The 22045-nt window shown below is 70.8% G+C and carries 21 protein-coding genes; 1 reads left to right on the forward strand and 20 read right to left on the reverse strand.

All coding sequences use genetic code 11. The features are described 5' to 3' along the window. Nucleotides 1-132 precede the first annotated feature (132 nt). The 18 genes from AC1DWP_RS04830 to AC1DWP_RS04915 all read right to left on the reverse strand — a co-directional run bounded on the left by AC1DWP_RS04830 (nt 133) and on the right by AC1DWP_RS04915 (nt 20032). On the reverse strand, nt 133-1056 hold the full coding sequence (locus tag AC1DWP_RS04830; RefSeq protein WP_477613298.1) for an RluA family pseudouridine synthase: 924 nt from the start codon (nt 1054-1056) through the stop codon (nt 133-135). Continuing rightward, nucleotides 1049-1630 (reverse strand): signal peptidase II, encoded by a 582-nt coding sequence (lspA, locus tag AC1DWP_RS04835; protein WP_477613299.1) that lies wholly within the window; start codon nt 1628-1630, stop codon nt 1049-1051. Before lspA ends, AC1DWP_RS04830 begins: the two co-directional genes overlap by 8 nt. After that, nucleotides 1603-2442, reverse strand: a complete 840-nt coding sequence (locus AC1DWP_RS04840) for a TraR/DksA family transcriptional regulator (protein WP_477613300.1) — start codon at nt 2440-2442, stop codon at nt 1603-1605. The genes lspA and AC1DWP_RS04840 overlap by 28 nt, the downstream gene beginning before the upstream one ends. Before the next feature lie 211 nt (nt 2443-2653). Next, nucleotides 2654-3946 (reverse strand): DivIVA domain-containing protein, encoded by a 1293-nt coding sequence (locus AC1DWP_RS04845; protein WP_477613301.1) that lies wholly within the window; start codon nt 3944-3946, stop codon nt 2654-2656. A gap of 118 nt (nt 3947-4064) precedes the next feature. Then, complete coding sequence (locus tag AC1DWP_RS04850) at nt 4065-4352, reverse strand: YggT family protein (protein ID WP_477613302.1); 288 nt, start codon at nt 4350-4352, stop codon at nt 4065-4067. A gap of 42 nt (nt 4353-4394) precedes the next feature. Further along, complete coding sequence (locus AC1DWP_RS04855) at nt 4395-4874, reverse strand: cell division protein SepF (protein WP_477613303.1); 480 nt, start codon at nt 4872-4874, stop codon at nt 4395-4397. Between the two features lie 83 nt (nt 4875-4957). Next, entirely contained in the window at nt 4958-5665 is a 708-nt protein-coding gene (locus tag AC1DWP_RS04860; RefSeq protein ID WP_477613304.1) for a YggS family pyridoxal phosphate-dependent enzyme, read from the reverse strand. Next, nucleotides 5662-6387 carry a peptidoglycan editing factor PgeF gene (gene pgeF / locus AC1DWP_RS04865; RefSeq protein ID WP_477613305.1) on the reverse strand — a complete coding sequence of 242 codons (726 nt, stop codon included), beginning with the start codon at nt 6385-6387 and terminating at the stop codon, nt 5662-5664. Before pgeF ends, AC1DWP_RS04860 begins: the two co-directional genes overlap by 4 nt. Before the next feature lie 67 nt (nt 6388-6454). Beyond that, nucleotides 6455-7687 carry a cell division protein FtsZ gene (ftsZ, locus tag AC1DWP_RS04870; RefSeq protein ID WP_477613306.1) on the reverse strand — a complete coding sequence of 411 codons (1233 nt, stop codon included), beginning with the start codon at nt 7685-7687 and terminating at the stop codon, nt 6455-6457. 314 nt (nt 7688-8001) lie between these two features. Further along, the gene (locus tag AC1DWP_RS04875) at nt 8002-8763 is read right to left on the reverse strand and encodes an FtsQ-type POTRA domain-containing protein (protein WP_477613307.1); all 762 of its coding nucleotides are present in this window, start codon (nt 8761-8763) and stop codon (nt 8002-8004) included. Next, entirely contained in the window at nt 8760-10196 is a 1437-nt protein-coding gene (murC, locus tag AC1DWP_RS04880) for a UDP-N-acetylmuramate--L-alanine ligase (protein WP_477613308.1), read from the reverse strand. Before murC ends, AC1DWP_RS04875 begins: the two co-directional genes overlap by 4 nt. Continuing rightward, nucleotides 10193-11311, reverse strand: coding sequence for an undecaprenyldiphospho-muramoylpentapeptide beta-N-acetylglucosaminyltransferase (gene murG / locus AC1DWP_RS04885; RefSeq protein WP_477613309.1), 1119 nt, complete (start codon nt 11309-11311; stop codon nt 10193-10195). Before murG ends, murC begins: the two co-directional genes overlap by 4 nt. Next, complete coding sequence (gene ftsW / locus AC1DWP_RS04890; protein ID WP_477613310.1) at nt 11311-12606, reverse strand: putative lipid II flippase FtsW; 1296 nt, start codon at nt 12604-12606, stop codon at nt 11311-11313. Before ftsW ends, murG begins: the two co-directional genes overlap by 1 nt. Nucleotides 12607-12608: 2 nt before the next feature. Further along, complete coding sequence (murD, locus tag AC1DWP_RS04895; RefSeq protein WP_477613438.1) at nt 12609-14126, reverse strand: UDP-N-acetylmuramoyl-L-alanine--D-glutamate ligase; 1518 nt, start codon at nt 14124-14126, stop codon at nt 12609-12611. A gap of 11 nt (nt 14127-14137) precedes the next feature. Beyond that, nucleotides 14138-15220 (reverse strand): phospho-N-acetylmuramoyl-pentapeptide-transferase, encoded by a 1083-nt coding sequence (mraY, locus tag AC1DWP_RS04900; RefSeq protein WP_477613311.1) that lies wholly within the window; start codon nt 15218-15220, stop codon nt 14138-14140. Continuing rightward, nucleotides 15217-16665 carry a UDP-N-acetylmuramoyl-tripeptide--D-alanyl-D-alanine ligase gene (locus tag AC1DWP_RS04905; protein ID WP_477613312.1) on the reverse strand — a complete coding sequence of 483 codons (1449 nt, stop codon included), beginning with the start codon at nt 16663-16665 and terminating at the stop codon, nt 15217-15219. Before AC1DWP_RS04905 ends, mraY begins: the two co-directional genes overlap by 4 nt. After that, a complete protein-coding gene (locus AC1DWP_RS04910) occupies nt 16662-18230 on the reverse strand; it encodes a UDP-N-acetylmuramoyl-L-alanyl-D-glutamate--2,6-diaminopimelate ligase (RefSeq protein WP_477613313.1) in 1569 nt (522 codons plus the stop codon). Before AC1DWP_RS04910 ends, AC1DWP_RS04905 begins: the two co-directional genes overlap by 4 nt. 17 nt (nt 18231-18247) lie before the next feature. After that, complete coding sequence (locus AC1DWP_RS04915) at nt 18248-20032, reverse strand: peptidoglycan D,D-transpeptidase FtsI family protein (protein WP_477613314.1); 1785 nt, start codon at nt 20030-20032, stop codon at nt 18248-18250. Here AC1DWP_RS04915 and AC1DWP_RS04920 point away from each other — a divergent pair. After that, entirely contained in the window at nt 20010-20225 is a 216-nt protein-coding gene (locus tag AC1DWP_RS04920) for a hypothetical protein (RefSeq protein WP_477613315.1), read from the forward strand. The two genes, AC1DWP_RS04915 and AC1DWP_RS04920, sit on opposite strands and share 23 nt — an antisense overlap. Nucleotides 20226-20396: 171 nt before the next feature. Here the strand turns inward: AC1DWP_RS04920 and ftsL are convergent, their stop codons facing one another. Together ftsL and rsmH are read right to left on the reverse strand one after the other, a co-directional pair. Further along, entirely contained in the window at nt 20397-21050 is a 654-nt protein-coding gene (gene ftsL / locus AC1DWP_RS04925; protein ID WP_477613316.1) for a cell division protein FtsL, read from the reverse strand. Next, the gene (rsmH, locus tag AC1DWP_RS04930; RefSeq protein WP_477613317.1) at nt 21047-22039 is read right to left on the reverse strand and encodes a 16S rRNA (cytosine(1402)-N(4))-methyltransferase RsmH; all 993 of its coding nucleotides are present in this window, start codon (nt 22037-22039) and stop codon (nt 21047-21049) included. Before rsmH ends, ftsL begins: the two co-directional genes overlap by 4 nt. Nucleotides 22040-22045: the final 6 nt, after the last annotated feature.

Genomic DNA, 22045 nt, shown 5'->3' on the forward strand with positions numbered 1-22045 from the left:
AAGCCTCCCCACCGACTGCCCCTCGGCGTGTCGGGACCCCGTGTCGCGGCGGGTTCCCGACGCCTCCCCCACCACGCTCAGGTATGCCGCCGAGCCGGCCCCGCGGCATACGTCAGCGCCCGCAGGGGCGGCTCAGAGACGCTCGAGCGCCTGGGCCAGGTCAGGCGGGTAGGGGCTCTCGTAGGTGACGTACTTGCCGGTTCCGGGGTGGTCGAAGCCGAGCCCCACGGCGTGCAGCCACTGCCGCTCGAGACCGAGGCGGGACGCCAGGGTGGGATCGGCGCCGTAGGTGAGGTCGCCCGCGCAGGGGTGGTGCAGCGCGGAGAAATGCACCCTGATCTGGTGGGTGCGGCCGGTCTCGAGGTGGATGTCGAGGAGCGAGGCGGCCCGGAATGCCTCGATCACCTCGTAGTGGGTGACGCTGGGCTTGCCCTTCTCCATCACCGCGAACTTGTAGTCGTGGTTCGGGTGTCGGCCGATCGGTGCGTCGATCGTGCCGACGACCGGGTCGGGCAGGCCCTGGACGAGGGCGTGGTACTTCTTGTCGACGCTGCGGCTGCGGAAGGCCTGCTTGAGGACGCTGTAGGCGTACTCGGACTTGGCCACCACCATCAGCCCGCTCGTGCCGACATCGAGGCGCGAGACGATCCCCTGCCGCTCGCTCGCCCCGCTGGTGGCGATGCGGTAGCCGGCCGCCGCCAGGCCGCCGACGACCGTCGGGCCGGTCCAGCCCACGCTCGGGTGGGCCGCCACCCCCACGGGCTTGTCGACCACGACCAGGTCGTCGTCATCGTGGATGATGCTCATCCCGGGTACCGGCTCGGCGATCACCTTGAGCGTCGGGCTCTGCTCGCTGGCCGGCAGGGTCACCTCGAGCAGGTCGCCCGCGCTGACGCGGTCGGACTTCCCGGCCTGCTTGTGGTTGACCTGGACGTCACCCGCGGAGGCGAGGTCGGCGGCCTTGGTGCGCGAGACCCCGAACAGCCGGGCCAGGGCAGCGTCGACACGCTCCCCCTCGAGCCCGTCCGGGACGAAAAGGGTTCTGGCGTCAGTCATCTGCGGCCTCATGTCGTCCGTGGTGGGGGCGTTTGCCGTCGACACCGATACCGCGCAGGGCCAGCAGCCCGATGGCTGCGGCGGCGCCGACGATGGCGATGTCGGCGATGTTGCCGATGAACAGGCCGAAGTAGTCGATGAAGTCCACGACGTGTCCGCGTCCGGGACCGGGCTCGCGAACCATCCGGTCGGTGAGGTTGCCGAGGGACCCGCCCAGCAGCAGCCCCAGCGCCCAGGCCCAGCCGCGGCTCCCGATCCGGCGGGCCGTGCGGATGATGACGACCAGCACGGCGAACGCGATCAGGGTGAGCACCCAGGTGGCGCCGTTCCCGATGGAGAACGCGGCGCCGGCGTTGCGGATCAGGTTGAGCCGGATGAACTCCCCGACGACGTTGACGGGTGCGCCCGGGTCGAGGTGGTCCAGGGCCCACGCCTTCGTCGCCTGGTCGGCGAGGTAGGCCGTGAGGGCCGCTGCGGCCATCAGGCCGAAGAGGCGTCGGCGCTCTGGTGCGGGTCTGGTGGTGGAGGGGGACTCGTCGGCCGCGATCAGCGGCGCTCCTGCTTCGTCTTGCATGTCACGCATAGGGTCGCACGAGGAGCGGCCTGAAGGCGAAGTTTGCCGATCGGGTTGCCGCAGGACTCGCAGATTCCGTAGCTGCCGTTGTCGAGCCGCTCGATGGCGTGGAGGTTCTGGTCGAGCATCTCGCGGGCGTTGTTGGCCAGCGAGATCTCCTGCTCGCGCTCGAAGGTCTTGGCTCCTGCATCAGCCTGGTCGTCCCCGGCGCCGTCGCCGGCGTCCCGCATCAGCCCGACCAGATCGGCCTCGGCGACGGTGATCTCCTGGCGCAGGTGCGCGACGTCGGCCTCGATCGCGGTGCGGATCTCGCGCAGCTCCTTCGCCGTCCACGGAGACTCGTCGTCACGGACCCGCAGGGACCGGGGGGCGGTCCTGGTGGCGGCGCTGGTCTTCTTGACCGGTGCCGCGCTCGTCTTCTTGGCGGGTGCGGCCTTCTTTGCGGGTGCGGCCTTCTTGACAGGTGCCGCGCTCGTCTTCTTGGCGGGTGCGGCCTTCTTGGCGGGCGCGGCCTTCTTGGCGGGCGCGGCCTTCTTCGCGGGCGCGGCCTTCTTCGCGGGCGCGGCCTTCTTCGCGGGCGCGGCCTTCTTCGCGGGCGCGGCCTTCTTCGCGGGCGCGGCCTCCTTCGCGGGCGCGGCCTTCTTCGCGGGCGCGGCCTTCTTGGCCGGCGCGGCCTTCTTCGCGGGCGCGGCCTTCTTGGCGGGCGCGGCCTTCTTGGCCGGCGCGGCCTTCTTCGCGGGGGCGGTCTTGGTCGCGCTGGAAGCCTTGCTCGCTGATGCGGACTTCGTTGCAGCTCTCGCCTTTTGAACCATGGTGTGCCAGGCCCCTCGGTCGCATGGCGCTCCCAGTCGAGCGCGCACAGGTGCGGTGAGGATAAGCGCTTGGCGCTGCGTACTCAACGGCAAAACGCGGTCGGAGCCAAAACCGTTGGACCGCGGGGCTCCCAGAACGCGAGAGAGCGCCCACCGCGATGCGGTGGGCGCTCTTGTCGTGCACTGCTGCCTGTAGCCGGAGGTAGGCCTCCTACCGGTTGTCGGAGCCGTCCTCGTCCTGCGTCTGGCCCTCGTCGTCGCCGGCCTCGGCAGGCTCCACACCGATCTGCTCGAGGTCGGCGAGCTGCTCCTCGATGTAGTTCTTGAGCCGTGCGCGGTAGTCGCGCTCGAAGGTCCGCAGCTCGTCGATCTTCTTCTCGAGCATGCTGCGCTCGCGACCGAGCTCCTCGAGGATCTGCGCCTTCTTCTGCTGCGCCTCGTGGACCATGCCGGTCGAGCGCTCACGGGCCTCCGTGATCAACTGCTCGTGCTTGGTCGTCGCCTCGCCGACGAGCTCGTCGTGCCGGGACTGCGCCGTGGCCAGGAGCTCGTCGTGGCGGGACTGACCCACGGACAGCAGCTCGTCGTGCTTGTTCTGGCCGACCGTGATCAGCTCGTCGTGCTTGCTCTGGCCGTCGCCGATGAGCTCGTCGTGCCGTGCCTGTGCCTCCGAGATCAAGCGGTCCCTGGTGGACTCGCCCTGGCCGACGTGCTCGTCGTGCAGTCGCTGAGCCATCTCGAGCAGGGCGGCAGCGCTGGCGCCACCACCGACCCCGGCACCCACGGCCGCGGCGTGGCCCTGTTCCGCAGCAACGATGGGCGCCGCCTGGGCTGCCTGCGTCGCCTGCGCCGCCTCGACCCGGGCGGCCTCGAGGGCCTTGGTCTGCTCGTCGTTGGCGCGCTGGAGCTCCTCGGCCTGGCGCTGGGCCTCCTCGGCCTGGCGCTGGGCCTCCTCGACCTGCTGCTGGGCCTCGGCAGCCCGCTGCTCAGCCTCGGCGGCCCGCTGCTCCGCTTCCTTGGCGCGGGCCTCGACGGCCTGCGCGCGCTCCTGGGCACCCTTCTCGGTGTCCGAGATGCGACCCTGGGCGGCCTGCTCGGCCTCCTCGGCGCGGGCCTGCGCCGTCTTCTCGGCCTCCTCGGCGCGGGCCATGGCTGCAGCCACCCGCTCCTGGGCTGCCTTCTCTGCCTCGTCGGCCTTGGCCGTGATGGCCGCCAGGCGCTCCTCGGCCTCGCGGGTGGCCTTCGCCTCCGCCTCCTGGGCGGCCTTGGCATCCGCTGCCTTGGCAGCGGCGGCGTTGGGGTCGGCCTTGGCGACGACCGGCATACCCTTGGTCTGCCGGCACTCGTTCAGCTGGTCACGGAGGTCATCCCCCTCCTTGACGATGCGACGCATCTCGGCGACCACCTCGTCGAGGAAGTCGTCCACCTCGCGTTCGTCGTAGCCACGCCGAAACTGCGTCGGCGTGAAGTTCTTGTTGAGGACGTCCTCAGGCGTGAGCGTCATGTAGTCACCTCGGTTGGCTGGCATGAGCAGTGCAGGTAAAGCATCCCAGAGAATGGGTCACGCGCCAGCCTAGAGGATGCGGCGCGGACCAGGATGTGGCTCGTCGGAAAGTGGGCGACTACAACAGGCTCAACGCCAGGCTGGTCAGCAGCATCAGGACCAGGAACGCCAGGTCGAGGCGCAGGGTGCCCAGCGTCAGCGGGGGGATGATCTTGCGCAGCGCCTTCAGGGGCGGGTCGGTGATCGTGTACACGAGCTCCGCCACGACGAGGATCGCGCCGCGGGGACGCCAGTCGCGTGCGAAGGCCTGCACCCAGTCCAGGACCAGCCGTCCCAGCAGGATGATGAAGAAGAGGAAGACGACGAAGCGAAGGGTGCTCGCGACGATGTTCTGACCCAGCAGCATGGGCTCACCCTGCCATGGGAGGTTTGGTGTTGGCTGTGTGGGTCAGCTCTGGTTGAACAGGCCGCGGGCCGCCGTGGGGGCCGCGGGGCCCTCCTCCGCCGAGACCTCGACGTGTGACGGCGACAGCAGGAACACCTTGGAGGTGACCCGCTCGATCTGCCCGTGGAGTCCGAAGACCAGTCCGGCCGCGAAGTCGACCAGGCGCTTGGCGTCGGAGTCGTCCATGTCGGACAGGTTCATGATGACCGGCGTGCCGTCGCGGAAGCTCTCGCCGATGTTCTTGGCCTCGTTGTAGGTGCGCGGGTGGATCGTGGTGATGCGGTTCAGCGCACCCACCTCGACGTCGCGGACGACCCGGGCGACGGGGGTGCGCTGCGGCAGCGGGGTGACGGCGGCCGAACGCTCCGCCGGGGCCTCCTGGTGGCCGGGCTCGTCGTAGTCGTACTCGTCGTAACCGTCGTAGCGCTCGTCATCCTCGGCGAGCCCGAGGTACACCATCGTCTTGCGCAGCGCCCCAGCCATGTGCGAGCTCCCTTTGGGTTCAGTGCCTACTGTCCGTTCACGACCACGCCTTGCCCGCGTCATCGCCGTCTTCGCAACAGAAGTTACCGGTGTGACTGCCGAGAACCGAGGATTGCGCTCCCGACACGCAGGTGTGTCGCTCCGTGCGCCACCGCAGCCTCGAGGTCTCCACTCATCCCCGCGGAGATCCAGGTCGCCTGCGGATGCGCCTGTTGTATGCCGTGTGCCACCGCGCGCAGGCGGGCGAACGCGTGCGCGGGGTCGGCCCCGAGCGGCGCGACCGCCATCACGCCACGCAGGTCGAGGTGGTCGCAGCCGGCCACCTGGTCGGCCAGCGCCTCGGCAGCCTGCGGCTCGACCCCTCCCCTGTCGGGTGGGTCGTCGAGGGAGACCTGGACCAGGACGGCGGGACGGACACCACGGGCGGCTGCCGCGCGATCGAGGGCGGCGACGAGCTTGGGGCGGTCGACCGACTGCACCACGTCGGCATAGGACACGACCGACGCTGCCTTGTTGGTCTGCAGCTGACCGATGAAGTGGACCTCCACGTCGTGCCGCCGGGCCAGCTGGGACACCTTGGCCGAGGCCTCCTGGTCGCGGTTCTCCCCGATCGCCGTGACGCCCAGCTCCACGAGGAGCTCGATGTCGCTGGCGGGGAAGAACTTGGTCACGGCGACCAGCGCGACGTCCGACGGGTCCCGTCCGGTCCGGGCGCACGCCGCATCGATGCGCTCGCGTACCCGGGCGAGGTTGTCGGCGAGCTCGGCGCGACGCGCCTCGCCGCTGCTCACGGCACCCCGGCCACGACGACCCCCGCGAAGCGACCGGTGCGCCCGTCGCGGCGGTAGGAGAACAGCCGTGCGTCCTCACGGGCACACCCCGGGACCCACTGCACCCCGACGTCATTGGCCACCAGCTGGGCGACCACCCCTGCGGCGACATCGATGGCGGGCGTGCCTGACCACGACCGTGCGGACGACTCGGGTGCGACCTCCGCGGCCGCGGCGCGCATCCCCGCGGGGACCTCGTAACACCGGCCGCAGACCGACGGCCCGACCACGGCGCTGATGTCACGGGCACCGAGGTCGCGCATCTGCCGCACCGCGGACTCGACGATGCGGGACATCATCCCCGGCCGACCGGCATGCACGGCGCCCACGACGCCGGCGACCGGGTCGGCCAGCAGCACCGGGGTGCAGTCGGCCACGAGCACCGCGATGGCCAACCCCGGGGTGGCGGTGACGACACCGTCCGCCGGAGGCGGTCCCTCCGAGCCCCACTCCCGGTCGACGACGATGACGTCGTTCCCGTGGCACTGTTGCATGAACAACAGGCGATCACGTTGCACCCCAAAGGATTTCGCGACCCGAGCACGGTTCTCCTCGACAGCCTCGACCTCGTCCCCAACGTGGCCGCCCAGATTGAGCGAGTCGAAGTCGCCGCCGCTGACGCCACCCTCGCGGTCGGTGAAGGCCCATTGCACGGGACCGGAGTGCGCGCGCCAGTAGAACACCGCCCCAACCTACGACAGAGGCGCCGGAGTCGTCCGGCGCCCCTGTCGGCGTGGTCTCAGCGTGTCGTCACTTCAGGAAGTCGGGCACGTCCAGGTCGTCGCCCTCGTCGAAGGTGACGGTCCGCGGCGGGCGGCCAGCGGGCTCGCGCTGCGCCGCGGGCTCGACCGGCGTTGCCTGCGACGTCTGCACGGGGGCGTCGCGCGACACGGGGGCTGCGACGGGCTCGAACCTGGGCGTCTCGGCGACCGGGGCAGCGGCCTGCGGGACGGGCGCAGGGGTCGCCGGCTGCTGGGCCGGGCGCGACGAACCCTGGATCTGTCCGATCGCGCGGTCGTTCTCGCGCTTGAGGGGGGCGCCGCCGTCAAAGCCTGCGGCGATCACGGTGACCCGCACCTCGTCGCCGAGGGCGTCGTCGATGACCGCGCCGAAGATGATGTTGGCCTCGGGGTGGGCCGCTTCCTGCACCAGTCGCGCTGCCTCGTTGATCTCGAAGAGACCGAGGTCGCTGCCACCCTGGATGGACAGGAGCACACCGTGGGCGCCGTCGATGCTGGCCTCGAGCAGCGGGCTGGAGATGGCGAGCTCAGCGGCCTGGACGGCCCGGTCGTCGCCGCGCGAGGAGCCGATGCCCATGAGGGCCGAACCGGCACCCTGCATGACGGACTTGACGTCGGCGAAGTCGAGGTTGATCAGTCCGGGTGTCGTGATGAGGTCGGTGATGCCCTGGACGCCGGACAGCAGCACCTGGTCGGCCGAGCGGAACGCGTCGAGCATGCTGACCGTGCGGTCGCTGATCGACAGCAGCCGGTCGTTGGGGATGACGATGAGGGTGTCGACCTCTTCGCGCAGGTTGGCGATGCCGGTCTCCGCCTGGTTGGCGCGACGACGTCCCTCGAAGGTGAACGGACGCGTCACCACACCGATCGTCAGGGCGCCGAGCCCCCTGGCGATCTTGGCGACCACCGGTGCACCACCGGTGCCGGTGCCACCACCCTCACCTGCCGTGACGAAGACCATGTCGGCGCCCTTGAGCACCTCCTCGATCTCCTCGGCGTGGTCCTCGGCGGCCTTCTTGCCGACCTCGGGGTCCGCGCCGGCACCGAGGCCGCGGGTGAGCTCACGACCGACATCGAGCTTGACGTCCGCGTCGCTCATCAGCAGCGCCTGCGCATCAGTGTTGATGGCGATGAATTCGACGCCCTTGAGGCCGACCTCGATCATGCGGTTGATGGCGTTGACGCCACCTCCGCCGATGCCGACGACCTTGATGACGGCCAGGTAGTTCTGTGGTGCTGCCACGGCGGTGGGCCTTCCTGAATGCGGTGCTTGGTGATGGTCGTCGCTGGGTGCAGACGAGTCCGTGGTGGTGCCCGTCGACCGATCGCCTGTCCCTCGACGTCAAGTTGAGGGTTACCCTCATCCGCGTCCAGATGCCTACGTTTCGGTGTCGCCGACGCTATGCGTCACATGGGTCGCAGGCAACCTGATCGACCGCGTGTCGCAGCACAGATTCACCCGATTCAGCAGATTTCCGCAGGGTCGTCGGACGGTCTGTCACACCCGTCACTTCAGCCCCACAGGCCACAGTCTGTCACGAGCTGCGGGTGTCGCCCTCAGCGGGTGACAGGCGTGCTGGGAGCGCTGACATCGATCAGGGCCGGCCGCGACCTGAGCAGCGCGGTCATGATCGCCACCTTGCGCTCCGGCTCGTCGACTCCGCCCCAGACCACGGAGGTCCGGCCGATCCTCAGCGTGACGAGGTTCGCGCTGCTGACGGTGATGTTGGTGACCCGCTTCTGCGTCGCCGCGGGGAGGGCCTTCAGGACGCTGACCGCAGCGGCGAGGGCATCCCGGGACAGGGCGGCTGTCGTCGCGGCGTTGACGGTCGGGACGCCCCGCGGAGGGGTGCTGACCTGGGCATAGGCCATCCCTGTCTCATCTACAACCTGTAGTTGACCTTGAGGGTTCTTGACGACGAGGAACGGTTGCCGCGGGCTCGCGTGGATGACCAGCGTGCTGGGCCAGGACCGCTCGATCGAGACGTCCGCCACGGTGGCCCGCTCGGCCACCCGGGCGGCCACGGCGGCACTGTCGACCCGCGCCAAGGGCTCCCCCAGCGGCACCCTGGCCATGGCCCTGATGGCTGCGACCTCCGCGTCGGGGACCCCGACCACCTCGACGGTGCGGACGGCGAGGACCGGGCTGAACCCGACCACCCACCCGAGGAGCACCACGACCGCGAGGCCGGCGGCGGCATACCCGAGCAGCCGGAGGGGGCGCTGGCGCACCTCGTGGGCCCGGCGCTGGAACCGCGCACGGGACGACGCGAGGCCCGTGCGACCCACGCGACCGCTGGACCCGGGATGGCGGCTCATGCCTGGCCGAGGGCGCGCAGGATCTCGGGCCCGATCATCGTCACGTCCCCGGCACCCACCGTGATGACGAGGTCCCCCTCGCGGGCCAGACCGGCCACGTGCTCGGCCACGGCCGACCAGGACGGGATGACGATGACGTCCGCGTCCGGACGCAGCTCACGCAACGCGTCGGCGACGAGCTGGGACGAGACGCCCGGCATGGGGTCCTCCCGCGCGGCATAGATCTCCATGAGGACGACCACGTCAGCGGGCAGCAGCGCCGCCGCGAACTCGCGGGCGAAGTCACGCGTACGCGAGTAGAGGTGGGGCTGGAAGACGACGACGAGCCGCCCCTCGCCGGCCAGGTCCGCGCCCGTCCCCACGACGGCCGCGACCTTGCCGGGGTTGTGGGCGTAGTCGTCCACCACCGAGACACCGGCCGCCGAGCCCTTGGGCTCGAACCGGCGCCGGGTGCCGGTGAAGCCGAACAGCCCGTCCAGCACGCGGGTGGGGTCCTGGCCGAGGCCGTCGACGGCCACGGTGTAGGCGGCAGCGGCGTTGAGCAGGTTGTGGCGACCGGGGATGTTGATCCGCAGGTTCCGCGCGACGCCGTCGGGTCCGGTGACGGTGACCCGACCCATCAGCCCGCGGAACACCTCGTCGCGCAGGACGACGTCGGCCTCGCTCGACCATCCGTAGGTGAGCACCCGCCTGCCTGCCGCTCGCGCTGCCAGCGCCAGCTCGCGGGACCCCTGGTCGTCCTGGCAGGCGACGAGCAGTCCACCCTCGAGGATCGACGCCGCGAACGCGGTGTAGGCCTCCTGCACGCGCTCGAAGGTTCCGTAGAAGTCGAGGTGGTCCGGCTGCACGTTGGTGACGACCGCCACCTCGGGTCGATAGACGAGGAACGAACCGTCGCTCTCGTCGGCCTCCGCGACGAACACCTCGCCGGTGCCCCAGTGCGCGTTGGTGCCGTGCTTGGCGAGCTCACCGCCGGCCGCGAAGGACGGGTCGACGCCACAGTGCTGGAGCGCGACCGTCAGCATCGAGGTCGTCGTGGTCTTGCCGTTGGCCCCCGCGACGGCCACGCGCCGCGAGTCGGCCATGGTGCTCGCGAGGGCCTGTGAGCGGTGCAGCACGCGCAGGCCCGCCGCGCGGGCGGCCGCCAGCTCGATGTTGGACTCGCGGATCGCCGAGGAGATGACCACGGTGTCCTTGCCCTCGACGTATGCCGCGTCGTGGCCGACGTGCACCTCGGCGCCTTCCGCGGCGAGGGCGGCGAGCACCGGGGACTGCTTGGCGTCGGAGCCGCTGACCGCGCACCCCCGGGCCAGCATCACGCGTGCCACGCCGGACATGCCAGCGCCACCGATGGCGATGAAGTGGATCGAGCCGAGGTCGCCCAGAGGAGGCACGGGCTCAGTGAAGTCGAAGCGTTCGTTGGAGCCGTTCATCGTTGCCGCGCAAGGGAATCCGTGAAGGCAGCAACCACAAGGTCAGCCAGGAGCTCGTCGGCGCCGCGCTCCCCCGTTGCTGCCGAGGCAGCGGCCATGGCGTCGATCCGGTCGCGGTCCGACACCAGGGGCACCAGGGTGCTGTCGACCCAGGCGGGTGTGAAGGCAGCGTCCTCGACCAGTAGGCCACCACCGGCGGCGACCACGTCGGCGGCGTTGAACCGCTGTTCGCCGTTGCCGATGGGCAGCGGGACGTAGACGGCCGGCAGCCCCACGGCGGTCAGCTCACAGACGGTGTTGGCGCCCGCGCGGGCGACCACCAGGTCGGCCGCTGCATAGGCGAGGTCCATCCGGTCGGCATAGGGGGCGACGACGTAGGGCGCGCCCGTTCCGCTGTTGTCGGCGACGAACTCCTTGCCGGCACCGGTGAGGTGCAGCACCTGCACGCCCGCCGCCCGCAGGGTCGCCGACCGCGCCTCGAACGTCGTGTTCAGCCGCTGCGCCCCGAGCGAGCCACCGGTGACGAGCACCGTCGGCCAGTGTGGTTCCAACCCGAAGTGGGCCAGAGCCTCCGGGCGCACCGCGGCGCGGTCGAGCTGGGCGATCTCGCGACGCAGGGGCATGCCGATCGCGGTCGCGTGGGCGAGCTTCGTGCTCGCGAAGGTCGTGGCCACGAAAGGGGTCATCCGGGCGCCGACGCGGTTGGCCAGACCGGCGCGGGCGTTCTGCTCGTGCACGACGATCGGGACGTGTCGGCGACGGGCTGCGAGGTAGGCGGGGGTCGAGACGTAGCCACCGAAGCCGACGACCACCTGGGCACCGGACTGCTCGATGGCCCGTTCGGCGGCCGCGACCGCCGCGCGCAGGTTGCCGGGGAGGCGGAGCAGGTCAGCGGAAGGCCTGCGGGGCAGCGGCACCTTGGGGACGGTCATCAACGGGTACCCGCGGTCGGGTACCAGCCGCGCCTCGAGGCCCGTCTCCGTGCCCAGAGCGGTGATGACGACCTCGGGGTCACGTCGGCGCAGGCAGTCGGCGAGGGCCAGGAGGGGCGAGACGTGACCAGCCGTCCCGCCACCGGCCAGCAGGACCGACCTGGGGGTGGACTCAGGGGACATCAGCGCCGACCCCGACGCCCGGGCAGGACCGCGAGCGAGCGGCGGACCACGGACGGTTTGGCCGACAGTGCCTCGGAACAGCCCGGTTCCTTGCGGGCAAAGGACAGCAGCATCCCGAGGGCGAACATGGTGGTCATCAGTGACGACCCGCCGTAGGAGACGAGCGGGAGCGGCACCCCGATCACCGGGAGCAGCCCGATCACTGCACCGATGTTGATGATGGCCTGGACCACGATCCATGCCATCACGCCAGCGGTCGCGACGCGCACGAAGGTGTCGTCGGTGCGCAGGACGATCCGGTAGCAGACCAGCGCCAGGGCGCAGAACAGCCCGAGCAGCACCAGGGTGCCCGGCAGCCCGAGCTCCTCACCGAGGATGGCGAAGATGAAGTCGTTGTGGGCCTCGGGCAGCCACTGCCACTTCTCGCGACTGGCGCCGAGGCCGACCCCCCACCAGCCACCGTCGGCGAGGGCGTAGCGGCCGTGCAGTGGCTGGCGGTAGGCACCGTACTCGTTGGTGTCCTTGCCGAGCCAGACGTCGAACCGGGCCAACCGGTTCGGGCTTGTGACGACCATCGTCACGGCGAGGGCCGCGAAGAGGGAGCAGCCGTAGACGAACATCCGGCGCGGCACCCCCGCGGCGAACAACAGTCCCGCGACGATGCCGCCCATCACCATGACCGTACCGAGGTCGTGACCGAGCAGGACCAGGCCGATCGTCCCCGCCGCGACCGGGACGAGGAACGGGATGAGGACGTGCCGCATCTGGCCGAGCAGCCTGCGCTTGGCGGTGAGGACGGTGGCCCCCACGAGGATCAGCCCGATCTTGGCGAACTCCGACGGCTGCAGGGTGACCGGACCCAGGGCCAGCCAGTTGCGGTTGCCGTTGACGGAAACCCCCAGCGGCGTGAAGACGAGGAGCTGGAGCAGCAGCGAGCCGACCAGGATCGGCACCGCCAACGCCTTCCACGCCCGTGGTGGGATCCGCACGGCGACGATCATGGCGATCGCCCCCATGGCCGCGAACTGCAGCTGTTTGCGGAAGAAGACGTAGGGGGTGGCGTTGTCGGTCTGGACCAGCGACTTCACCGAGGAGGCGGACAGGACCATGATGAGGCCGATGACCACCAGCACCACGGTCACGCTGAGCAGGACGTAGTAGCTCGTGACCGGCGAGTCGAGTCGCTGCAGCCAGCCTCCGACCCGGCCCGGCTCCCCCTGGGTCGAGGACGCGCGGTTCGAGGAGGCGTGCGACGCGGTCCGCGCCCCGGGGGGCGAGGTCGTGGCACTGCTCACGACTAGTCTCCTGCGGACCCGGCGTGGCGTGCGACCGCCGCAGCGAAGGCATCGCCTCGGGCACCGTAGTTGGGGAACATGTCCATCGAGGCCGCTGCCGGGGCGAGCAGCACGACGTCGCCGGGCTGGGCGAGCTCGGCCGCGCGCGCGACGACGGTCTCCATGACTCCAGTGTCCGTGCTCGACACCTCGACGACGGGGACATCCGGCGCGTGTCGGGCCAACGCCTCGGCCAGCCGGGCGCGGTCCGCGCCGATGAGGACGACGCCGCGCAGCCGCTCGGCCGCCTCGCGGACGAGGTCGTCGACGTCGGCGCCCTTGAGCAGGCCGCCGGCGATCCAGACGACGTGCTCGAAGGCGTGCAACGACGCAGACGCCGCGTGGGGGTTCGTCGCCTTGGAGTCGTCGACGTAACGGACCCCGTCGACCTCGCCGCAGTCGGCGATGCGGTGCGGGTCGGGGGTGAAGGCCCTCAGCCCGTCGCGGACGGCCAGCGGGGCCACGCCGTAGGCCCGGGCCAGGGCCGCCGCCGCCAGGGCGTTGGCCAGGTTGTGCGGGGCCAGGGTCGCCGCGCTGCCGCGGACGTCGTCGAGGGTGGCCAGCTCTGCGGCCGAGGTCTTGCGCTGCTCGACGAAGGCCCGGTCGGCGAGGATGTCGTCGACGACGCCGACCATCGACAGCCCCGGCGTGCCGAGGGTGAAGCCGATCGCGCGACAGCCCTCCTGCACCTCGGCGTCCTCGACGAGCCGCTCGGTGACGGGGTCCTGCACGTTGTAGACGCAGGCGACCTTGGTCCGCGCGTAGACCTTGCCCTTGGCGCGCTGGTACTCCTCCATCGATCCGTGCCAGTCGACGTGGTCCGGGGCGACGTTGAGGCACACCGAGGCGTAGGGGGCGATCGAGTCCGACCAGTGCAGCTGGAAGCTGGAAAGCTCCACCGCGATCACGTCGTAGGGCTCGGGGTGCAGCACCGCCTCGAGGATCGGCGTGCCGACGTTGCCGGCAGCCGTGGCGCGGAGCCCGGCCGCCCTGAGCATCGACGCGAGCATGGTGACCGTGGTCGTCTTGCCGTTGGTGCCGGTGATGGTCAGCCAGGGTGCCGGGCCGACCTCCGCACGCATCCGCCAGGCGAGCTCCACCTCGCCCCAGACAGGTATGCCGGCCTGCGCAGCTGCCAGGAGCAGCGGCTGGTCCGGGCGCCACCCTGGTGAGGTGACGACGAGGTCGGGAAGCGGGCCGTCCGGCAGGTCCGCGACGTGGTCCGGACCGAGGCGCACGTCCACCCCGAGGATGTCGAGGATGCGCGCGCGCTCACCCAACGCCGTGGTGGCGGCGGGGTCGCCACCGTCCACGGCCACCACCCGCGCGCCGCGCTCGTGCAGCGCGTCGGCAGCGGCGAAGCCGCTGACACCGAGACCGGCGACGAGCACGGACAACCCGCCCCAGTCGGCCGAGGCACTCGTCAGGCCGTCGAGCCGGCCGCCGACGGCGCCGTTGCTGCCACTGCCGGGACCCGAGATCGGTCCGGTGCTCACGCCGCGCCCACGACCCACTCTGCGTAGAACAGGCCGAGGCCGAGAGCGACGAACAGCCCGGCGATGATCCAGAACCTGATGACGATGGTGACCTCGTTCCACCCGAGCAGCTCGAAGTGGTGCTGCAACGGCGCCATGCGGAAGACGCGTTTGCCGGTCAGCTTGAACGAGCCGACCTGGATGATGACCGAGAGCGTGATCGCGACGAACAGGCCGCCGAGGATGACGACGAGCAGCTCGGTGCGGGTGGTGATCGCCAGTCCGGCGAGCAGTCCGCCGAGCGCGAGGGATCCGGTGTCGCCCATGAAGATCTTGGCCGGCGACGCGTTCCACCACAGGAACCCGAAACACGCCCCCATGGCCGCGGCGGCCACGACCGCAAGGTCTCGTGAGTCGCGCACCTCGTAGCACTTGAGACCGGGGGTGTTCTGGCAGTTCTGGTTGCCCTGCCAGATGCCGATGAGCACGTAGGCCGCGAACACCATCACCGAGGCTCCGGTCGCGAGGCCGTCGAGCCCGTCGGTGAGGTTTACGCCGTTGGACGTGCCCGCGATCATGATGTTGGCCCAGATGATGAACAGGATCAGCCCGAGCAGCGTGCCGGCGAACGCGAGGTCGAACCCGGTGTCCCGCACGAACGAGATGTGCGTCGAGCCCGGGGTGCGGTTCTTGCTGTTGGGAAACTGAAGCACCAGCACGGCGAACACGACGGCGACCAGGGTCTGGCCGATGAGCTTCTCGCGCGACCGGAGCCCGAGGCTGCGCTGCTTGGAGATCTTGATGTAGTCGTCGAGGAACCCGACGAGCCCCAGTCCTGCCATGAGGAACAGGACGAGCACTCCGCTCCAGGTCAGCGGGGTGCCCGTGAGCAGGTGCGCGAGGCCGTATGCCGCGAGGCTGGACCCGATGATGACCGCGCCACCCATGGTGGGCGTCCCGCGCTTGGTGTGGTGCGAGGTCGGGCCGTCGTCGCGGATGAACTGGCCGTAGCCGCGGCGGACGAGGAACTTGATGAACATCGGGGTGCCGAAGAGCGCGCCCACGAGGGAGATGACGGCCGCGAGCAGCACCGCCTTCACGTCGTGCCCTCCTCGCTGTTGGCTGCGCCGCTGCCGGCCAGTCTGTCTCCGAGCCACCGTAGTCCGGCATCACGGCTGGACTTGAACAACACGACGTCACCAGGCCGAAGTTCTTCGGCCAGCAGATCGTAGGCGGCGTCGGCATCCGGCACCCACACGGCCTCGTCGCCCCAGGACCCCTCGTGCTGCGCCCCGGTCGCCATCGGGCGGGCGGTGTCACCCACCACGACGAGCCGGGAGATGTTGAGCCGCACCGCGAGTCGCCCGATGGCGTCGTGCTCCGTGGTCGAGTCCTCGCCGAGCTCGAGCATCGACCCGAGAACCGCCCACGTGCGGCGTGCCGGCGTGGTGTCGTCGTGGCCGCGGCCGCCACCCATCGCCACCAGTGCCTTGAGGGCCGCTCGCATCGAGTCGGGGTTGGCGTTGTAGGCGTCGTTGACGACGGTCACGCCGTCGGGACGCTCGGTGACCTCCATCCGCCAGCGTGACGCCGGCACCGCTGTGGCCAGGGCTGCCACGATGTCGGCGAGGGCCATCCCGCACTCGAGCGCTGTCGCGACGACGGCCAGGGCGTTGCCGACGTGGTGCTCGCCGTGCAGCGGGAGGGTGACCCGGGCCCTGCCCTCCGGCGCGGCCACGGCGAAGGACGGTCGACCCCGCTGGTCGAGGGTGATCTCGGTCGCGCGGACGTCGGCCTCGGGTCCCGTGCCGACGAGCTGCACGCGGGCGGTGGTCTTCGATGCCATGGCGCGCACGACCGGGTCGTCCGCGTTCAGCACGGCGAGCCCACCGGGGGGCAGGGCCTGGACGAGCTCGGCCTTGGCGACGGCGATCGCCTCGCGAGAGCCGAACTCCCCCACGTGGGCGGTGCCTACGTTGAGCTCGATCCCGATGCTGGGCGGGGCGATTCGCGTGAGGTAGTCGATGTGACCAACCCCCCGGGCACCCATCTCGACCACGAGGAACCGGGTCTGCGGCGTCACCCGGAAGACCGTGAGGGGCACGCCGACCTCGGAGTTCAGGGAACCCACGGGCGCCACGGTCGGCGCCACGCCCGACAGGACGCTGGCGAGCAGGTCCTTGGTCGAGGTCTTGCCGGAGGAGCCCGTGATGCCGATGACCGTCAGGTCGGGATGCCTGTCGACGACCGCACGGGCCAGCGAGGCCAAGCCGGCCTGGATGTCCTCGACGACGACGCACGGGAGGTCGTCGACCGGCCTGGTCGTCATCGCCGCGACGGCCCCGAGTCCCGCGGCCGAGGAGACGAACTGGTGGCCGTCCATCTGCTCACCGATGCGGGCGACGTAGAGGCCGCCCGCTCCGGCCTCGCGAGAGTCGGTGACGACCGGTCCGTCGATGACCAGCGCGGCTGCCGCGGTGTCGTCCAGACCCTTAAGCCGGCCGCCCGTGATCTCGGCAATCTCCTTGAGCGACAACGGAATCATCGGCTGCCACCACCCTGTGTCCGACGGGCCGCGGTCAGCGCATCCAGGGCCTGACGTGCCTCGTCGCGGTCGTCGAACGGGTACACGGTGCCGGCGATCTCCTGTCCCGTCTCGTGACCCTTGCCGACGACGGCGACCACACTCCCCCGTCCGGCGTCGTGGGCCGCACGGACGGCCTCGGCGATGGCCGCTGCCCGCCCGTCGACGTCGAGGAGCAGGGCGTTCGTCCCCGCCTCTCGCGCGCCTTCGAGCACGGCGGCGCGGATGGCCTCGGGAGGTTCGGACCGGGGGTTGTCGTCGGTGACGACGACGACGTCGGCTCCCAGCGCTGCCGCGCGTCCCATGGCGGCGCGCTTGCCCCGGTCTCGGTCCCCACCGGCGCCCAGCACGACCACGAGGGCACCGGTCGTCGCGGGACGCAGCGCCTTGAGCGCTGCGGCGACCGCGTCGGGGGTGTGTGCGTAGTCGACCACCACGAGCGGCAGGCCGAGGTCGGCGGGGGTGGCGAGGTCGACGTCCACCCGCTCCATCCGGCCGGGGACGTGCGGGTCGACCAGGAGCGCCCGCTCGGCCTCCTGCGGTTCGATCCCCCCAGCCACCAGGGCGAGTGCCGCCATCGCCGTGTTGACGCGGTTGAAGTCGCCGGGCAGGGCAGATCGCAGGTGAAGCGTCGTCACCCCATCGGACAGCGTGAACGAGGAGGGGTCTTGCTCGTCCGACACGACCCGCCAATCCGCGTCGACGTCAGCCAGGGAGGTCAGCGTCGTGACGGGCACCGTGGCCAGGGTGCTCAGCTCGCGACCCCACTCGTCGTCGACGCACACGATCCCGCGCCGGGAGCGCTGCGGGGTGAAGAGCCCTGCCTTGGCCAGGAAGTAGTCACGCATCGTGGCGTGGAAGTCGAGGTGGTCCTGCGAGAGGTTGGTGAAGAGCGCGACGTCGTAGACCACCCCGTCCACCCGGTGCTGGCTCAGGGCGTGGCTCGACACCTCCATCACGCAGGAGTCGATGGCCCGCTCGGACATCACCGCCAGCAGTGCGTGCAGCACGGTGGCCTCCGGTGTCGTGCGGACGCTCTTGACCCGCTCGTCGCCGATGCGCGTCTCGACGGTGCCGATCAGGCCGGTGGTGTGGCCGAGCGCCGTGAGGGCCGAGTTGACGAGGTAGGCCGTGGTGGTCTTGCCGTTGGTCCCCGTCACGCCGTACATCTGCAGCGGGAGGTTGCCGGTGGCGTAGACGAGGGAGGCCGCGAGTCCGACGATGCTGCGTGGCTGCTCGACGACGACGCGGGGCAGGTCCGGCACGCCCTCGGCGTCGAGGACGTCGAGCCCTGCCTCGTCCGTGAGGACGGCGACCGCACCCGCCTCCCGCGCCCCCGCGGCATACCTCGCACCGTGGGCGTTGGCACCTGGAAGGGCGGCGTAGAGGTCGCCGGGCACGACGTCCTGGGAGGACAGGCTCACCCCTGTGACCTCGCGGTCCTCACCGAGCAGCGTGCCCCCGACGAGGGAGGCCACGGCGGAGAGCGGGGTCGCGTGCGGGGACGACGGACGGGGGGATGGCACGGACAGCGAGCCTACCCTCAGCGGGAGGAGCTGGATGCGCCCGACCTGCGGTCGCGGATGACGCTCAGGTCGCTGGCGGCCGGGACCTTGCTGGGGCGGATCTTGGCCACCGGCGACGACGTCCCCGTGGGCGGGATCTGCAGCTCCTGCAGCGCATAGGTCATGACGTCGTGGAACACCGGGCCGGCGACCACACCACCGAAGTAGCCCTTGATCGGCCGTTGCAGGGTCACCGCGACGACGATCTCCGGGTCGTCTGCCGGTGCGAAGCCGATGAAGCTCGCCGTCTTGCCCGAGTAGTGGCCGACGCGGGCGTCGTACCGGTCGGCGGTGCCGGTCTTGCCGGCCACCCGGTAGCCGGCGATCTTGGCCTCCGGCGCCGTGCCCTCCTTGGTGACGACGCCTTCGAGCATGTCGCGCACCTGCTTGGCAGTCCCGGGTGAGACGACCTTGACCGGTGCCGACTTGGCGGCCGGGGTGAACCCGCCCTTGCCGTCGCCGGTGGCGGCCACGATCCGCGGCGGGATGCGCACGCCGTCGTTGGCGATGGTCTGGAAGACGCCGGCGGCCTGGAGCGCGTTCACCGACAGGCCCTGGCCGAACAGCACGGTGTAGCGCTGCGACCCGCTCCAGTCCTTGACGTTGGTCAGCAGGCCGGGACCCTCACCCGGGAAGCCCATCCCCGATGTCTGGCCGAGACCGAACTTCCTGAAGTAGTCGTACATCGTCGGCGCCTTGACCTTCTCGCCGGCCAGGATGGTGCCGATGTTGCTGGACTGCGCGAGCACCCCGGCGAAGGTGAGGTACTCGGTCGGGTGGTCGTGGCTGTCCTTGAACTCCGTGCCCGCGCGGTGGATCCGGTTGGGGACCTCGACCACGTCCGACGGGGTCACGACACTCTCCTCGAGAGCGGCTGCAGCGGTGATCACCTTGCCGGTGGACCCGGGCTCGTAGACATCGTTGAACGCCTTGTTGGTCCAGTTCTCGCTCGACTGGCCGGGCTGGTTGGGGTCGAAGGTCGGATACGACGCGACGGCCAGCAGCTCCCCCGTCTTGACGTTCTCCACGACGACCGTGCCCGACAGCGCCTGGGTCTCGATGACCTTCTGGGCGACGGCGTTCTGGGCGAACCACTGCAGGTCGGAGTCGATGGTGAGCTGGACCCCTCGGCCCGGCACGGGGTTGATCGTCTCCTGCCGCGCGTTGGGGATCGGCCGACCATCCTGGGACTGCTCGAAGATGGTCTTGCCCGACTTGCCCCTGAGGGTCTTGTCCATGAGAACCTCGAGGCCGGCACCGGCCGTGCCGTCGGACTGGACGAAGCCGACCAGGGCCGAGGCGGCCGTGGCGGTGGGATAGACACGGTCGGAGGTGGCCTCGGAGTAGATGCCGTTGATCCCCAGCTCGGAGATCTTGCGCCAGTTGAGCGGGGTGACGTTCTTCTGCAGCACCCGGTACTTGGCGTTGCCCGTGAGCTCTCCCGTCAGGGTCTCGACGGAGATGCCCAGCAGCGGCGAGAGGTCCTGGGCGGCACCGGCCACCCCGACCTTGCTGCGCACGCCGTCCACCGTCTTGACGTACTGCGGCACCGCGGTCTGGTCGACGGTCACCGTGCGGCGCTCGATGCTCGAGGCGAGGATCGTGCCGTTGCGGTCCGTGATCGAGCCGCGCATGGCCGGCAGCGCAATGGTCGCCGTGCGCGAGGACTGCGCGTTCTTGGACACCGCCGAGGCGTCAAAACCCTGCAACCGCAACAGCTGCGCGCCGAAGATGCTGAAGATGAAGAGCACCGCGATCGTCATGGTGCGCATCCGCCGGCGCGGGCTGGAGGCGCCGAGGCTGACCCGGCGACGGGCTGGCGGGCGCGGCGGTGCCGGAGGGCGCTGCGCCGGGCGAGAGCTCGGCTTCGCCGCCCTGGCGGGGCGCGCGGGCGCTGCCGGCTTGGCGGCCTTGCGAGGTCCTGGCTGGCTTCGCGCGGTCTCTGTGCGCGGCTGACCTGCCTTGGGGTTCGGCGCGCCGGTGCGGGGGCCGCGAGGACGCGAGGACGCAGTGGGGCGCGGGGCTCCGGGGCGGCTGCCTCGGGTCTGCGTCACTGGGTACCTCTCGTCCTGTCCTGGGGTCGTCTGGTGGTGCTGGTTGAGTCGTGGTGCTGGTCGAGTCGTGGTGTCAGCGGCCGGGGGTGGGCGTGGTGGCCGGCTTCTTCGCCGGGGCCTTGGTCTTCGTCGTGCTCGTCGTGGTGGTGGTCCTGGCGTTGACGCTGGTCACCGTGGTCACGACCGAGCCGTCGGGCTTGGTGACCACCACGGTCGTCGTCGTCACATCCCCCTTCTTCGTGACGGTCGTCGCCGGACTGCTGCTCCTGGCCGGACCGGACTTCGCCGACGGCGCCTGTGGAGCTGTCACCACGGTAAAGCCGCCGTCCTTCGCCGCCGGCTTCGCCACGCCGAGGACCTTGCCGTCCGAGAGGCGGAGGAACGCGGCAGAGTCGGCCGGGACCATGCCGAGCCGGGTGGCCCGGGCTGCGAGGTTGGCCGGGCTGCGCTGGGCATCGATGGCCTGCGTCAGGGCGTCCTGGGTGTCGGCGAGCTCACCCGAGGTCGACTGGAGGTTGTGCAGGGTGAACGACCCCTCGGCCATGGCGGTGTTGAGCATGAGCAGGCCGAACAGCCCCGCGCAGAGCAGGGTCATGCACAGCGCGGCAAAGAAGCCGTTGCCCGGGTGCCCGACGGCCGCGGGAACCACCCTCAGGGGCTGCGGGGGCGCGACCCTCCTGGCGGGTGCCCGAGATGCGACCCTCGCGGTCGCAGTCTGCTGGCTCATCGGTTGTTTCCCTTCGTGGTGGCGACAGTGGGTCGGGTGCGCTCGGCGGCGCGCAGGCGCACCGAGGCGGATCGGGGGTTGGCGGCCTGCTCAGCGGGGCTGGCCTCCTCGGCGCCGCGGGTGAGCAGGCGCAGGTATGCCGCGTGCTCGGGCAGCTCGACCGGCAGGCCCTGGGGGCTGCTCCCCTTGGCACCGGCCGAGAGCTCGCGCTTGGTGATGCGGTCCTCGAGCGAGTGGTAGGACAGGACTGCGATGCGGCCACCGACGGCCAGGGCGTCGATCGCCCGCGGGAGGGCGTCGGCCCACACCGAGAGCTCGGCGTTGACCTCGATGCGCAGGGCCTGGAAGGTGCGCTTGCCCGGGTGGCCGCCGCTCTTCTGGGAGGCCGCCGGGACGACCTTCTTCAGCAGCTCGACGAGCCGACCCGATGTGGTGAACGGTGCCTGCTCACGTTCGCGGACGATGGCGCCGACGATCTTGCGGGCGAACCGCTCCTCACCGAACTCGCGCAGCACCGTCTCGAGCGCTGCCGGGTCGTAGGTGTTGAGCACCTCGGCGGCGGTCAGGCCTGTGGACTGGTCCATGCGCATGTCCAGCGGGGCGTCCTGGCTGTAGGAGAAGCCGCGGTCGGTCTCGTCGAGCTGGAGCGAGGAGACGCCCAGGTCGTAGAGGGAGGCGTCCACGTGGTCGACCCCGGCCTCGGCGAGGGCCCGCGGCACCTCGTCGTAGACGGCGTGGACGAAGGTGACCTGCGCGGCATACGGAGTAAGGCGTTCGGCGGCCAGCGCGAGCGCCTCCTGGTCGCGGTCGATGCCCACGACGTGCGCGTTCGGACAGCGCTCGAGGATCGCCTGTGCGTGCCCGCCCATCCCGAGGGTGCCGTCGAGGTACACCGCTCCGGGCTCCGTGAGGGCCGGGGCGAGCAGTTCGACGATGCGGTCGCGGAGCACAGGAATGTGCCGGTCTGCGGCCATTCCTCGTGCGTTCATCGACAT

The sequence above is a fragment of the Pedococcus sp. P2_F6 genome (genome assembly GCF_056403675.1).

Coding starts and splice junctions, on each gene's coding strand:
- AC1DWP_RS04830 (WP_477613298.1), bottom strand. CDS start 1,056: ATGACTGACGCCAGAACCCTTTTCGTCCCGGACGGGCTCGAGGGGGAG.
- lspA (WP_477613299.1), bottom strand. CDS start 1,630: ATGCAAGACGAAGCAGGAGCGCCGCTGATCGCGGCCGACGAGTCCCCC.
- AC1DWP_RS04840 (WP_477613300.1), bottom strand. CDS start 2,442: ATGGTTCAAAAGGCGAGAGCTGCAACGAAGTCCGCATCAGCGAGCAAG.
- AC1DWP_RS04845 (WP_477613301.1), bottom strand. CDS start 3,946: ATGACGCTCACGCCTGAGGACGTCCTCAACAAGAACTTCACGCCGACG.
- AC1DWP_RS04850 (WP_477613302.1), bottom strand. CDS start 4,352: ATGCTGCTGGGTCAGAACATCGTCGCGAGCACCCTTCGCTTCGTCGTC.
- AC1DWP_RS04855 (WP_477613303.1), bottom strand. CDS start 4,874: ATGGCTGGGGCGCTGCGCAAGACGATGGTGTACCTCGGGCTCGCCGAG.
- AC1DWP_RS04875 (WP_477613307.1), bottom strand. CDS start 8,763: ATGAGCCGCCATCCCGGGTCCAGCGGTCGCGTGGGTCGCACGGGCCTC.
- murC (WP_477613308.1), bottom strand. CDS start 10,196: ATGAACGGCTCCAACGAACGCTTCGACTTCACTGAGCCCGTGCCTCCT.
- murG (WP_477613309.1), bottom strand. CDS start 11,311: ATGTCCCCTGAGTCCACCCCCAGGTCGGTCCTGCTGGCCGGTGGCGGG.
- AC1DWP_RS04905 (WP_477613312.1), bottom strand. CDS start 16,665: ATGATTCCGTTGTCGCTCAAGGAGATTGCCGAGATCACGGGCGGCCGG.
- AC1DWP_RS04920 (WP_477613315.1), top strand. CDS start 20,010: ATGAAGAGCACCGCGATCGTCATGGTGCGCATCCGCCGGCGCGGGCTG.
- AC1DWP_RS04915 (WP_477613314.1), bottom strand. CDS start 20,032: ATGACGATCGCGGTGCTCTTCATCTTCAGCATCTTCGGCGCGCAGCTG.
- ftsL (WP_477613316.1), bottom strand. CDS start 21,050: ATGAGCCAGCAGACTGCGACCGCGAGGGTCGCATCTCGGGCACCCGCC.
- rsmH (WP_477613317.1), bottom strand. CDS start 22,039: ATGAACGCACGAGGAATGGCCGCAGACCGGCACATTCCTGTGCTCCGC.